Below are 13,671 nucleotides of genomic sequence, written 5' to 3'. Positions count from 1 at the left end.
CCCGGCCGGACCGGCACCGCCGGCCCGGGCCCTGGGCTGCGCCCCCGGCTGACCCCGAGCCGCGCTCAGTGTCCGCGCGGCAGTCCCCGGTGCTTGTACATCGCGGCGCCGGTGAGCAGCATGCCCCCCGCGATCGGGACGAGTACGGCGGTGAGTTCGTCGCCCGCCTCGACAGGGGCGGCGGCGGTGAGCGCGAGCCCGTCGTCGGTGAGCGGCTGCGCCGGATCCCGGAGCTGTTCGGAGAGCGGGCCGGCCTCGTCGGCGGGCCAGGCCGCGCCGGGGGCGAGCACCGCACCTGCCGTACCGGCGCCACCGGGTGCGACCGGCGACGGCACTGCGGCGGGGTCGGCGGCGAGGGCGGCGGCCTGCTGGGCCGGTACGCCCGTCCCGACCGCGGGCCGGGCCTCCGTCTCGGCCGGGTTAGACCGCGAGGCGCGCGGGACGCCGTCCCCGCGAGGCTGCGGCGGGACGGCGGGCAGCAGCACGGCGGCGATCGCGAAGGCGTCGGGCACGGTGGTCGCCTGTCCCGGAAGCGGCAGCCCGCCGGCCCTGATCCGGTCCTGGAGCACCTGCTCGACGGGCGCGGTCGGATGCTGCAGGACGGGTGCGGCGGTGCCGGTCAGCCCGTCCAGCAGGGCGGGGGCGTCGGCCCTGCTGACCAGGTCGGTGTCGGGCTCGGCCGTCGCCGCGTACGCACTGGTGACGCCCAGGCCCAGACCCCACACCTGGGCGAGCATCGCGCCGCCCGCGGCGAGGGCGCGGGGGCGAGGCAGCCGCCCGCCGTACTGCCGCGCACCGCGGCCCGGGCCGGCGGGCCGGACGGGGGAGGCTGCAGGCTGCGCTGGGATCGCGTGATTGGCTCGCATGTGATGGGAGAACGAGCACCGAGGGCGTTTGGTCACGCACCGTGGTGACATTCCGTCATCGCGGCGGACCGGTACGGAGGTGCCTGCCGCAGCCCGGCGCTCCGGCCAGGCGGAGGCGCCGACCGCTCCCGGCCCGGGGGCGGAGGTGGTCCGGAGGGCGGCTTTCAGCCGATCTGACGGCGCTTCGGATGGGCGGCGTACTTCCCGGTTCCGATGCCTCGGAAAGGTCCGGCACCAGGACTCGCCGGAGCGCCCCGTCCGGGCTCGGGCCCGGAGCCGGACGGGGCGCCCGCCGCGTCGTCCGCCCCGGCCGGCCCCGCAGAACCCGCGGGGGCCCTGGGGCCGGGCTGAGGGGACGTTCGGAGCCGCAGGCTCAGGAGTTGGGGCGCAGGGTCCAGGTGATGGTCATCACGCCGGTGACGGCGCCGTCGGCGCGGGTGATCTCGACGGTCACCGGGAACTCGGGGCGCTCGCCCTTGTCCAGTTCGGCGACGATGTCGGCGGCCGGTCGGCCGAGCGTCGCGGTGGCGGTGACCACGCCCATCGCCAGCTTCTTGTAGGAGATCTCGGCGTTCACCGCGAGCGGCACGGCACGCGACAGCTGGTCGCTGAAGGCCGCGAGGACGATGCAGCCGCTCGCCGACTCGGCCAGGGTGAACATCGCACCGGCGTGCGGGCCGCCGACGTGGTTGTGGAACTCCGGCTGGTCCGGCAGCCGGAGCACGGCCTGCTCGGGGCTGGTCTCCAGGTACTCGAGCTTGAGGGTGCGGGCCATCGGCACGGTGGAGTCGAGCAGCTGGCCGATCGAAGGTGTGGTCATGGCGATGATGTTACTAGTGGGTAGCTTGTTCGGGGAGGGGCACCGGAAATCTTTCCCGCCCCGTGCGGGCCGGCTGCGGCGCGGGCGGTGGGAGAGCAACGGGAAAGCGGACGGCGGGAAAGCGGGCGGTGGGCGGCGGGAGGGCGCGAAAGTCCGCAACGCAGAAACGCCTTGAGGGGCAGATCTCCAGGAGATCTGCCCCTCAAGGCTGTTGGGGTGAGTGACGGGACTCGAACCCGCGGCCACCTGGACCACAACCAGGTGCTCTACCAACTGAGCTACACCCACCATCTGTCCGGCGCTTTCCCGCTTTCGCGTTCCCGCTCCGACACAGAGAACTCTACAGGATCCGAGAGGGTGCTCGCGCCAGGGTTGATGTTCGGGTCGTGAGGACGGGCGGCCGGACCTCGGTCACTCGGTCGGCAGCTGGTACTTCGCCGCGATCGCGCGGGCGGCGTCGGTGTCGGGGCCGGGCTGTTCGACGAACACGGCCTCGCGGTAGTAACGGAGTTCGGCGATGCTCTCGCGGATGTCCGCGAGCGCCCGGTGGCTGCCGCCCTTCTGCGGGCTGTTGTAGTAGGCGCGCGGGTACCAGCGGCGGGCCAGCTCCTTGATCGAGGAGACGTCCACGATCCGGTAGTGCAGGTGGCCTTCGAGGGCGGGCATGTCGCGGGAGAGGAAGCCCCGGTCGGTGGCGACCGAGTTCCCGCACAGGGGGGTCTTGCCGGCCTCCGGGACGTGCTCCCGGACGTAGGCGAGGACGCGCTCCTCCGCCTCGGCGAGCGTCATGCCGTGCTCCAGCTCGTCCAGCAGCCCGGACGAGGTGTGCATGGTGCGCACGATCTCGGGCATGTTGGCCAGCGCCTCGGCCGGCGGGCGGATGATGACGTCCACTCCCTCGCCGAGGATGTTCAGCTCGGAGTCGGTCACCAGGGCGGCGACCTCGACCAGGGCGTCCCGGTCGAGGTCGAGCCCCGTCATTTCACAGTCGATCCATACCAAACGGTCATTCACGCACCTCACCCTACGGCGCGATCACGCGAGCCGGACAGTTGACGGCCCGCCTCGGCGGAGCGTGCCGTGCTGCCGGTCTCGGTGCTCCCGCCCGGGGCGTCGGCCGTCCGGTCGGCGCCGTGCTCCCCGCGGTGTTCGGCGCCGGCGCCGCCCGCATGACCGCTGTCGGGATCGGCGTCCGCGAAGCCGCCGCCCGGACGATCACCGGCCAGGTGCCTGCCGGGCGCCGGGATGCCGGACGTGTGGGCGTGCGGAAGGGCGGTGCCGTCGGCGCGGTGCCGCTGGCCGAGCCCCCGGGCGGCGGGGCGGCCGTGCGCCTCGTCCTCCGCGACCGCGTGCTCGACGGCCCGTTCCGACGAACGGTCCGACAGACGCTCGGTCAGCCGCTCGCCCTGCCGTCCTTGTCGTTCCGAGGGACGGTCGACCGACCGCTCCGCGGGCCGCTCGCCGGGCCTGGCCGGCCGGCCGCCACCCGCGCCCGGCTGCGGCGGAACGACCGGACGGAACCGCCCCCTGGCGGGTGGCATGGCGGAGGCCGCGGCCGTTCCGGCACCCGGCAGGTTCGACGACGGGTACCCGGAGGGCGAACCCGTCGCGGACCCGGCCGGTGAGTTCCCGCCCGCCGGACCGCCGGCCGCCGCAGTCCCGGTCGCCCCTGCGGCGGCTGCGCCGACGCCGCCCGCGGCTCCGGCGAAACCGGCCGACCCGGAGGCGGGCCCGCCCGCCGCTCCGGCGGCCGTGCCGGGCGAACCGGCTGCCCCCGTCAGGCTCGACAGGCGCTCCGCCGGGTGGCCGCCGGTCGCCGGGTAACCGCCCGACGCCGGATACCCCGGTGTCGGGTGCCCCAGCCCCGGGTGCCCCTGCGGCGGTACGGTGGCGGTGGCCGGCATCGGCCGCCGGGCGCGGTAGCCCGTCCGGTACGCGGCCGGTGAGACCCCCAACTGACGGCGGAAGTGGCCCCGCAGAGCGACCGGGGAGCGGAAGCCGCAGCGGCGCGCGACATCGTCCACGGACAGTTCGGAGGTCTCCAGCAGCCGTTGCGCCTGCAGCACCCGCTGGGTGATCAGCCACTGCAGCGGCGCACTGCCGGTGAGCGTACGGAAGCGCCGGTCGAAGGTCCGGCGGCTCATGTAGGCGCGGGCGGCGAGCACCTCCACGTCGAACTGCTGGTTGAGGTTCTCGAGCGCCCAGGTCACGACCTCGGCGAGCGGGTCGTTGCCGATCTCTTCAGGTAATGACTGATCGATGTACTGGGCCTGTCCGCCGCCGCCGCGACGGCTCGGCACCACCAGGCGGCGGGCCAGCGCATTGGCCGCCTCGGCGCCGTGGTCGGTCCGGACGACGTGCAGACAGAGGTCGATCCCGGCGGCTGTACCGGCGGAGGTGAGCACGTCCCCGTCGTCCACGAAGAGTTCGCGCGGGTCGACGTGCACCCGGGGGTAGCGCTTGGCCAGCGTCGGGGCGTACATCCAGTGCGTGGTGGCCGGACGGCCGTCCAGCAGGCCCGCCGCCGCCAGGACGAACGCGCCCGTGCACAGCCCGATGATCCGGGCGCCCTCGTGGTGGGCCTTGCGCAGCGCGGCGATGGCTTCGACCGGCGGCGGCTGGGAGATGGAGCGCCAGGCCGGTACGACGATCGTCCCGGCCCGGGCGAGTGCCTCCAGACCGTACGGGGCTGTGAGGGTGAGGCCGCCGGTGGTGGCGAGCGGACCCTCCTCGCCTGCGCAGACCAGCAGGCGGTACCGGGGAACCCCCGCGTCCTGGCGGTCCACGCCGAAGACCGAGAGCGGGATGGAACTCTCGAAGATGGGAGCGCCGCCGAAGATCAGCACGGCGACCGTCTCGCGCCGCCGACGACCCGACAGTTTCCTTGGCACAGCGGCCAGGACGGCCGTCGACGAGCCTGCGGAACCGGCGGCGGCAGCGGCAGCTGCGGCGGCCGCCGCGGCGACCACCGTGACCGTCGCGGCGGTGCCGGTCGCGGCCGTGGTGCCGGCCGCCGCGCCGTGCTGACCGGTGTGCTGATTCCCGTGCTGACCGGTGAACTGACCCGCGCCGGCCCCGGGAGCCAGCAGCGCGGTGCCGTCCGACGCCAGCTCCACCGGCGGGCCCGCAGTCGCGTACGAGGGCGCGGGGACCGGGTAACCTGCCTGTCCCACGGGAAGGTTGGTGAACGCCGTAGTGCCCGGACGGGACACGAGCGGGCTCTGCGGCCCGTAGTACGGCTTCGCGGGCTGGGGAGCGTTGGCGGAGCGGGGAACGGCGGTGTGCGGGCCGGTCTGCGGCACCCGGGGCAGTCTGGTCGTCGGACTCGACATCGGCGGCTGCGCGGGCACGTCGCCTCTGGCGGCCCGGCTCGTGCGACCGGTCGGCGACTGGCCGCCGTCAGGACCCGCGTCGCTCCTGCTCACCCTGCTCAAGGCGCTCCAGCCCCCTCGGTGGTGTGGTGTGGTGGTGCCGCACTGTTCGCCAAGATCGAATCTACTGGGTGGACCGTTGCCGTTGTGACAAGTTCACCATCCGACGCTATGTCGACATGGCAATTTGGCGTGATGCATTCGATCACGAAGCGTGGCATCCCGCGACCCCTCTGGGAAGGGGGCGGGGGGAACGGTGGCTTGTTGTTGCACGACCCGTTGTCGGGGATCAAGGCGGGCGGCGCGGCGCCGAGCGGTCTGGGCTGCGGCTTTGCCCAATGGGTAGGGGGTGGGCCGAGATTGACTGAAAACAGACGGTTGGAGAAGGGGGCGCGTGACCTTTCGCCGTGCGCTGCCGCGAGCCCATTGCGCGGCCCACTCCCCAGCCTTCAAGGGCCTGACCGGGATTTTGTGACGGGTGGTTAGGGTCGACTCATGAGATCCACCTCGGAGCTGCGGAGCAGGCTCGAACAGGCCAACGACAACGCGGCGGACTTCTGGTCCGCCCAGGCGCGGGCACGTGGTTGGGATCACCTCCGCAGGCCCGGATTCACCGCGGTGCGCTGTGCCCGCGACGGCGCCGATCTCCCCCGGGTCGTGATCACCCGCCCGTACCCGGATCCGCAGAAGCTGACTGCGGAAATACGCACTCTGCTCCGTGAATGGGACACCGGACGGTGCTGCCTGGAGGACCCGTACCAGGGTCTGGAACTCGCTGCCTCCGGGCTCGAACCCTCGCTGCCGATGCCGGTGATGACGCGTGAACCCGATGCGGTGGCGGACCGGCCGAGCCCGCGCCACACCGGGGCAGCCCGGCCGGGCGCGGTGGTCGGCGCCCCCGCAGTGCTTCTGACGGTAGGTGAGGAGACCGACGCCGACGGCCTCGCCGAGGTGGAACGGACCGTGGTGGACGGCTTCCCGGTGGCGGGTGGACAGCCCGGCAGCCGGGGCAGGCTGCTGCCGCCGGAGCTGCTGGAGCAGCCCGGCTTCCGCTTCTGGCTGGCCCGGGTGGGCGGAGTTGACGGACTGTACGAAGTTGACGGAGCTGACGGAGCTGACCAGCGGTCGGCCTCCTTCGGTCGGGGTGTAAACGGGCAGCCGGCTGCCGCCTGTGTGACGTACGACAACGGTGAGACGGTGGGCGTCTACTGGGTCGCCACCCTGCCGGCCCACCGCTCGAACGGTCTCGCCCGTGCCGTGCTCTCACAGGCCTTGGAGGCCCACCCGGGGCGGCTGGCGACGCTGACGGCCACGCTGCTCGGTGAACCCCTGTACCGCAGACTCGGCTTCACCGAGCAGGGCCTGGCGCGCTGGTGGCGTTCGCGGTAGCACTTCGGTCGGCCCACTGCGGACCAGTTCGGGGGCCGGCCCGTCCGCAGCTCTCGGCCAGGCCGTTCCCGGTACTCCCCGGCCTGGTGTGCCGCTTTCAGTGCTTCCCCACTCCCTGCGCCTGTGGCCCTGTGGCCTTGTGCCGCCGGCTCAGCCGGTCGCGCCGTCGGTGAACCGGGAGACGGTGGCGTACCGATGCGGCGACGGCGCAGCGCCGACGCCCAGAGTCTGCCGCTCCTCCGGAACTCCTCTCCGTGGGGCGAGGCTTGACGCTGCGGTGGCGAACCCGGCCCGGGTGGTGGGTCGTTGGCGCGGCTGGGAGCCGGGGGCGGTGCGGGCGCTCAGGACCAGCCCGACGGCCTCCGGCAGGCCGGCCGCGCTGATGGTGGGACGGTAGCCGTCCTCGGCCCAGGGGCGGCCGTGGTGCAGCCAGACGCTGCGCAGCCCGGTCACCTCGGCGCCCGCGATGTCGGCGGGGCCGTAGTCGCCGACCATCCAGGTGTGGGAGGTCCAGTCGCGGGTCGGCATGACTCCGCAGCGCCTGGCGGCGATCTCGAAGATCTGCGGGTCCGGCTTCACGCAGCGGGCCTCCTCGGAGATCACCCACCCGTCCACCAGGGGGTCGAGACCGGTGCGGTGGATCTTCTCCAACTGCGGCTTGGTGCTGCCGTTGCTGACGATCCCGAGTGTCCAGCCTGCCGCCCGGGCGGACTGCAGTGCCGCTATGTGTGAGGCGGGGCAGTGGATGTGGGCGTTGATGCCTCGCCGGTAGTGCGCGAGGAGGAACTCCAGGGAGTGGTCGAGCCCGTAGCGGCGCTTGGCCGCCCCGAGGACGGTACTGCGCGGCACGTAGCCGCCGCCGTCGATGGTGGCGAACCAGCTCAGGTCGCCGGCGGGCAGTCGGTTTTCGTCGAGGAAGTCTTGGGCCCAGGCCAGGAAGGCGGCATCTCTGGGCAGCAGGGTGTTGTCGAGATCGAACAAGAGCAGCGGCATGCGCTGCATGCTGCCAGGACCCCGGGGTATGCATGAGGCAATTGCCAGACGTAGGCCCGAACCGGATGTAATTGGCTGAAACCGGAGCGTCATGGACCAACGGGACAGCTGGGGCGCATGGGGCGGTACGGGTACTCGGCCGACCAACCGGCCCGGGAAGCGCCGACGGAGCGAAGCGCTCGATGACAGTCGGGTCACGGTGTGCGGGGGCGCTGTTGCATCGGCGCCCCTCCTCGGCGAAGCTCCAGGGAACCTCTTTCTCGGCAGGCGCGAAACTGCCGAGTGGGGGCGTGAAACATCGGCGCACGCATCGCCCGTTAGCGGGATCGTCGCCGTTTCGAGGCTCTGCTGCTGGGCCGGGCCTCGTACCCGTCGTACTCTGAAAGGAACAGGTCACAATCGGTGCTGCTCTGCGGAGACCGAATCGGTGTGATGGGCGGACCTGTTGCCTCGACAACCACGTCCTTTCCTGTTGGCCGACCCCACTCGAAGAGCCTTGAGCCATGGCTGGTTTTGAGTCCTCCAGATCTGCTGACGCAGGTGTTGCCGCGCGGCCGGCGGACGCGGTCCCGAACGACCCCGCGCCCCCAGCATCAGGTGAGCCCGCTGCGCATGGTGCGGGCGCCTTTGAGCGCGGTACCGCGACCGCACCTGAGCATGCCGCATCGGCCGTACCGGACAGTCGGCGGCCTGCGGCGGCCGCAGGCCGGGACACCGACCGCAAGGGCTGGCCGAAGCCCCGGCAGCGGAGAGGCGATCACCGGGGAGAGCAGATGGGGGATGCCGTGACGGACGGTGCCGGTGTACCCGTCGGCCGACCGCGCGGTGCCCGCGCAGCAGGCAGCGCCGACAGTGAGAGCGGCCCGACGCCGCAGGAGCAGCCCGTGCGCCCCTGCGACCCGGCCTTCCAGCACGGTGTCGTGGTCGGTTTCGACGGCTCGCTCTCCAGCGAGCGCGCGCTGGCGTACGCGGTCGGTATGGCGCGTCGCTCCCAGTGCGGTCTGGTGATCGTCCACGTCGCCAACCGCCTGCCGGCCACGGTCTGGGCCGGCTGCGAACCCCCCGTCTTCGTCGACCTCCCGGATCACCGTACGGAGATCCTCGGCCTTGAACTGGCCTGCGCGGACTTCCTCGCCGGGGTGCCCTGGATCCTGGTGGAGCGCGGCGGCGACATCTGCCACGAGATCGAGGAGGTCGGCCGGGAGTACGCCGCCGACGCGATCGTGGTGGGAAGCACCCACGGCCTGCTCGGCAAGCTCTTCGGTTCGGTCTCCGGCAGGCTGGCCAGGCGGGCCAACCGGCCGGTGATCGTGATTCCCTGACCTGCTGTCAGGTGGATCGGTCCGGGCTGGTCCGGGGCCCGTTGCCGGATCGATCGATGTCGGGATCGTCCTGCGGCAGCCCGAAGCTCGGGTTGCCGCAGGACGCGGTCTCGGAACCACCGGGTGGTCGTTGCGGCGCAGCCTCAGGAGGTGACGCCCAACTCCCTTGCGATCAGCATCCGCTGGACCTCGGAGGTGCCCTCGCCGATCTCGAGGATCTTGCAGTCGCGCCAGAACCGTGCGACCGGGAACTCGTTCATGAAGCCGTACCCGCCGTGGATCTGGGTGGCCTCCCGCGCGTTGTCGACGGCGGCTTCGGAGGAGTAGAGCTTGGCGATCGCCGCCTCCTTCTTGAAGGGCTCGGAGTGCAGCAGCCGGGAGGCGGCGTCCCGCCAGGCGAGGCGGGAGGTGTGGGCGCGCATCTCCATGTCGGCGAGCTTGAACTGGATGGCCTGGTTGGCGCCGATCGCCCGGCCGAAGGCCCGGCGGGTACCGGCGTAGAGGACTGACTGGTCGACGCACCCCTGGGCCAGACCGGTGGCCAGGGCTGCGATGGCGATGCGGCCCTCGTCGAGGATCCGCAGGAACTGCGCGTAACCGCGGCCACGCGCACCCAGCAGGTTGGCTGCCGGGACTCGGCATTCGGTGAAGGACAGTTCGCGGGTGTCGGAGGCGTTCCACCCGACCTTGGAGTATTTCTTCGAGACCGTGAAGCCCGGGGTTCCGGTGGGGACGATGATGGAGGAGATCTCCCGCTTTGGCGAGGGCTCCGAGCCGTCTTCACTCGAACGGGCGATCGGCTCGGTCAGTGCGGTCACGGTGACCAGGCCGGTGATCTCCGTGCCGGAGTTGGTGATGAAGCACTTCGTGCCGTTGATCACCCACTCGTCGGTGGCCTCGTCGAAGCGTGCTGTGGTCCGCGTGGCGCCCGCGTCCGAGCCGCCCTCCGGCTCGGTCAGCCCGAAGGCGCCGAGCATCTCGCCCGAGGTCAGCCGGGGCAGCCACTCCTGCTTCTGCTCCTCCGTCCCGAAGCGGTAGATCGGCATTGCGCCGAGCGAGACCGCCGCCTCCAGGGTGATGGCGACCGAGGAGTCCACCCGGGCCAGTTCCTCCAGCGCGAGGCAGAGCGCGAAGTAGTCGCCGCCCATGCCGCCGTACTCCTCCGGGAACGGCAGGCCGAAGAGCCCCATCCGCCCCATCTCGCGGACGATCTCGTACGGGAACTCGCCCTGCTCGTAGAACTCCCCGATCTTCGGGGCGACCACATCCTGGGCGAACTCGGCGACCGTGCGCCGCAGTTCCTCGTATTCGTGGTCGAGGCGGTGGTCGAGCATGGTGATCCTCCTGGGTCGCGGCTCGGAAGGCCGACGGTGTCGACTGTGGGGCGGCCGCAGCGGCCGGTGGTCCATGGGTGGGAGCCCCGGGGAGAAACCCGGGTCCGGAGCAGCCCCGGTCCGGTACGCCCGGAGACAGGACGCCCGGAGACAGGACGCCCCGGATCAGGGCGGCCCGGGGCGGGTGCGGGCCGGGACGGTCAGGCCGGTTGGTGGAACAGGGCCTGGACCGCGCGGGACGGGCTCGGACGGCCGAGCTGCCGCGCCATCCAGCCGCTGGTCGCGACCAGGGCGCGCAGATCGACACCGGTCTCGATGCCGAGCCCGTGCAGCATCCAGACCAGGTCCTCGGTGGCGAGGTTGCCGGTCGCGCTCTTGGCGTAGGGGCAGCCGCCGAGACCGCCGGCCGAGGCGTCCACGACGGTCACCCCGCTGCGCAGCGCGGCCAGGGTGTTGGCCAGCGCCTGGCCGTAGGTGTCATGGAAGTGGACGGCGATCCGCTCGATGGGCACACCGGCCCGGACGAAGCCCGCGAGTAGGGTGGTGACCTGCCCGGGGGTGGCCACGCCGATGGTGTCGCCGAGGCTCAGCTCGGTGCAGCCCAGGTCGAGCAGGCGCAGACCGAAGTCGATCACCTGCGCCTGCGGGACCGGCCCCTCCCACGGGTCGCCGAAGCACATCGAGAGGTAGCCCCGGGTCGGGACGCCCGCCTCGGCGGCTCGGCCGACGACCGGCCGGAACATCTCCAGGGCCTCGTCGGCCGACCGGTTGAGGTTGCGCCGGGCGAAGGTCTCGGTGGCGCTGGCGAAGACCGCGATGTCGGTGGCGTGGTGGGCGAGGGCGCGGTCGAGACCGCGCTCGTTGGGGACCAGCACCGGCAGCCGAAGGCCCGGGTGGCGGTCGGTGAGCCCGGCGAGCCCGGGCATCAGCTCCTCCGCGTCGGCCAGCTGCGGAACCCACTTGGGGTGGACGAAACTGGTGGCCTCCACGGTCCGCAGTCCGGCGGCGGCGAGCCGTTCGATGAACTCGGCCTTCACCTCGACCGGCACGAGCGACTTCTCGTTCTGCAACCCGTCGCGCGGGCCGACCTCGTGGATGCGAACCCGGGCGGGCAGCGCCGGGTCCCGCACGGCGTCCGGCAGACCCAGGTCGACGGCGTCGGGCTCCCGCCCGGCGGGCGGGCTCGGGCTCGGGGCCGGGTTCTGGCCCGGGGTCGAGGACGTCATGACGTCACCTCGGCGGACTGCTCGTCGGAAGGCGTCACCACGGCCAGCAACTCCTCCATGGCAACGGTGGTTCCGGCGGTGGCCCGCAGCTCGCTGACCGTGCCGTCGTGCGGTGCGGCGATCACGTGTTCCATCTTCATGGCCTCCAGGACCAGCAGTGGCTGGCCGCGTCTGACCTGTTCGCCGACGGCGACCTTGACCACCGTCACGGTGCCCGGCATCGGTGCGGTGAGCGCGCCGTGATGGGCGGCGGAGGCGGAGGTCCGGTCGGCTACCGGGTCGTAGGGGTGGAGCGGCCAGGCGTCGCCGTCGATGCCCAGCCAGGTGACCGGTCCGGCGGCGTTGCCGGGGCCGTTGTCAGTGGTGTGTGCGAAGGTGCTCTGCAGGCCGTCCACGGTGAGGTGCACCCGGCCGACGGCCCGGGCCGCGCGGGCGAGTCGGATGGGGCCCTCGTCCAGGCGGATGTGCAGGTCAGGGGTGCTTTCCTGAGGCTTGTCAGTGGTGTCGGGTACGTTGCGGTCGACGACGGGGCGGACAAGAACGGAGACGGGTTCGTGCCCCGGGAGCCGGAGCCGGTGGGTGGTCCAGGCGGCCTCGCCGCCGAGGCGCCAGCCGGAGGGGACGGAGAACGGGTCGGTCCAGCCGTTGGAGGCGACGGCGGGTGCCAGGCCCAGATGCCGGGTCAGCGCGGCCGCGTAGTAGAGCGTCTCCGCCGGGGAGGCGCCGGTGACGGAAGGGGGCTCACCATCGGTACGGACGTCCGAACTCCCGTGCTGCACGCGCTCTGACGGTACGTCGGCAGCGGTCGGCCCATCGGTCGGTCCATCGGTGGGCTCGTCGACCGGCTCATCGAACGGGCGCGCAGCGTAGGGGGAGGCCAGCAGTTCGGGATGCTGCTCGGCGGTCCGTTCGACCAGGCCGGTGTCGAGCCGTCCGGCTGCGACATCGGGGTGGGCGAGCAGCCGCCGCAGGTAGCCGGTGTTGGTGGTGACGCCGAGGATCCGGGTCTCGGCGAGCGCGGCCCGCAGGCGGCGCAGCGCGGTCGGGCGGTCGGGCCCGTACGCGATGACCTTCGCCAGCATGGGGTCGTAGAGGCTGCCGATCTCACTGCCGGGGCCGACGCCGGAGTCGACGCGGATGCCGGGGCCGTGTGGCTCGTCCAGCAGCAGGATCCGGCCGCCGGTGGGCAGGAAGTCGCGGTCCGGGTCCTCGGCGCAGATGCGGGCCTCGATCGCGTGGCCCAGGAAGGAGATGTCGGGCTGGGTGAACGGCAGGGATTCGCCTGCGGCGACGCGGAGTTGCCACTCCACCAGGTCGAGCCGCTCGGGCTGGCCGGTGTCCGCGCCGACGGCGATGGCCAGTTCGGTGACGGGGTGCTCCACCTGGAGGCGGGTGTTCATCTCCATGAAGAAGAAGTCGAGGACGCCGTCGGGGGCCGGCCCGTCGGGGTCCACGCCCGGCACGATGAACTCCACCGTGCCGGCACCGGTGTAGCCGCACGCCTCGGCGGCCCGAACAGCGGCTGCTCCCATGGCGGCCCGGGTCTCCGGGTTCAGCAGAACGGAGGGTGCCTCTTCGATCAGTTTCTGGTGGCGGCGCTGCAGGCTGCACTCGCGCTCGCCGAGGTGCACGGTCCGGCCGTGGGTGTCGGCCAGGACCTGGACCTCGATGTGCCTCGGCCGGTCCACCCAGCGCTCGACCAGCAGGGTGTCGTCGCCGAAGGCGGTGCGGGCGACCCGGCGGGCGGCGGCCAGTTCGGCGGCCAGGTCGTCCGGGTCGCGGACCAGGCGCATGCCCTTGCCGCCGCCGCCGGCGGAGGGCTTGAGCAGCACCGGGTAGCCGATCTCCGCTGCCGCTGCGGTGAGTTCGGCGTCGGTCGGGTTTCCGCCCTGGCTGCCGGGGACGACGGGCACTCCGGCGGCTCGGACGGCCTCCTTGGCGTTGATCTTGTCGCCCATCAGCTCCACCGCGGTGGGGGGCGGGCCGACGAAGACCAGGCCGGCCTCGGCGCAGGCGCGGGCGAAGGCCGGGTTCTCGGCCAGGAAGCCGTACCCGGGGTGGACGGCCTGGGCGCCGGTGCGCCGGGCGGCCGCCAGGATCTGGTCGGTCCGCAGGTACGTCTCGATGGCCGAACTGTCGCTGTGCCCGGCTGGGCCGAGCCGGACGGCGACATCGGCCTCGCGGACGTGCGGCGCGTCGGCGTCGGCGTCGCTGAAGACGGCGACCGAGCGGATGCCGAGCGTCCGGAGGGTACGGATCACCCGTACCGCGATCTCGCCTCGGTTGGCGACCAGAACTGTGTCGAACATGGGAGGAGTTCCTCCGGGTCGAGGGGAGCCGTGGTGGGGCA

At 72.6% G+C, this 13,671-nt stretch carries 10 protein-coding genes and 1 tRNA gene; 2 read left to right on the top strand and 9 right to left on the bottom strand.

All coding sequences use genetic code 11. The features are described 5' to 3' along the window. Nucleotides 1-65: 65 nt before the first annotated feature. From UK12_RS06865 to UK12_RS43040, 5 genes are all read right to left on the bottom strand, one after another. Nucleotides 66-737 (bottom strand): hypothetical protein, encoded by a 672-nt coding sequence (locus UK12_RS06865; protein ID WP_045300708.1) that lies wholly within the window; start codon nt 735-737, stop codon nt 66-68. A gap of 502 nt (nt 738-1,239) precedes the next feature. Continuing rightward, nucleotides 1,240-1,686: a DUF4442 domain-containing protein gene (locus UK12_RS06860; RefSeq protein WP_045300706.1), complete on the bottom strand. Its 447-nt coding sequence runs from the start codon at nt 1,684-1,686 to the stop codon at nt 1,240-1,242. Nucleotides 1,687-1,898: 212 nt separating this feature from the next. Next, nucleotides 1,899-1,974: transfer RNA gene (locus UK12_RS06855), tRNA-His, on the bottom strand. A gap of 123 nt (nt 1,975-2,097) precedes the next feature. Then, nucleotides 2,098-2,700 (bottom strand): oligoribonuclease, encoded by a 603-nt coding sequence (orn, locus tag UK12_RS06850; RefSeq protein WP_045300704.1) that lies wholly within the window; start codon nt 2,698-2,700, stop codon nt 2,098-2,100. A gap of 5 nt (nt 2,701-2,705) precedes the next feature. Next, on the bottom strand, nt 2,706-4,988 hold the full coding sequence (locus tag UK12_RS43040; RefSeq protein ID WP_231591077.1) for a helix-turn-helix domain-containing protein: 2,283 nt from the start codon (nt 4,986-4,988) through the stop codon (nt 2,706-2,708). Nucleotides 4,989-5,552: 564 nt separating this feature from the next. On the opposite strand from UK12_RS43040, the gene UK12_RS36360 reads away from it, so the two are divergent. Continuing rightward, entirely contained in the window at nt 5,553-6,446 is an 894-nt protein-coding gene (locus tag UK12_RS36360; RefSeq protein WP_052681655.1) for a GNAT family N-acetyltransferase, read from the top strand. Between the two features lie 150 nt (nt 6,447-6,596). Here the strand turns inward: UK12_RS36360 and UK12_RS06835 are convergent, their stop codons facing one another. Next, nucleotides 6,597-7,439 (bottom strand): HAD family hydrolase, encoded by an 843-nt coding sequence (locus tag UK12_RS06835; protein WP_052681652.1) that lies wholly within the window; start codon nt 7,437-7,439, stop codon nt 6,597-6,599. Nucleotides 7,440-8,212: 773 nt separating this feature from the next. On the opposite strand from UK12_RS06835, the gene UK12_RS06830 reads away from it, so the two are divergent. Further along, entirely contained in the window at nt 8,213-8,761 is a 549-nt protein-coding gene (locus UK12_RS06830) for a universal stress protein (protein ID WP_197084615.1), read from the top strand. Nucleotides 8,762-8,904: 143 nt separating this feature from the next. Here the strand turns inward: UK12_RS06830 and UK12_RS06825 are convergent, their stop codons facing one another. From UK12_RS06825 to UK12_RS06815, 3 genes are all read right to left on the bottom strand, one after another. Next, nucleotides 8,905-10,095, bottom strand: a complete 1,191-nt coding sequence (locus UK12_RS06825) for an acyl-CoA dehydrogenase family protein (protein WP_045300702.1) — start codon at nt 10,093-10,095, stop codon at nt 8,905-8,907. A 200-nt stretch (nt 10,096-10,295) separates the two neighbouring features. After that, the gene (locus UK12_RS06820; RefSeq protein ID WP_082119380.1) at nt 10,296-11,321 is read right to left on the bottom strand and encodes a hydroxymethylglutaryl-CoA lyase; all 1,026 of its coding nucleotides are present in this window, start codon (nt 11,319-11,321) and stop codon (nt 10,296-10,298) included. Further along, nucleotides 11,318-13,630, bottom strand: coding sequence for an acetyl/propionyl/methylcrotonyl-CoA carboxylase subunit alpha (locus tag UK12_RS06815; RefSeq protein ID WP_045300700.1), 2,313 nt, complete (start codon nt 13,628-13,630; stop codon nt 11,318-11,320). Before UK12_RS06815 ends, UK12_RS06820 begins: the two co-directional genes overlap by 4 nt. Nucleotides 13,631-13,671: the final 41 nt, after the last annotated feature.

This window comes from Saccharothrix sp. ST-888 (assembly GCF_000955975.1).
GTDB lineage: Bacteria > Actinomycetota > Actinomycetes > Streptomycetales > Streptomycetaceae > Kitasatospora.
This window is presented reverse-complemented; position numbering and strand designations above follow the sequence as displayed.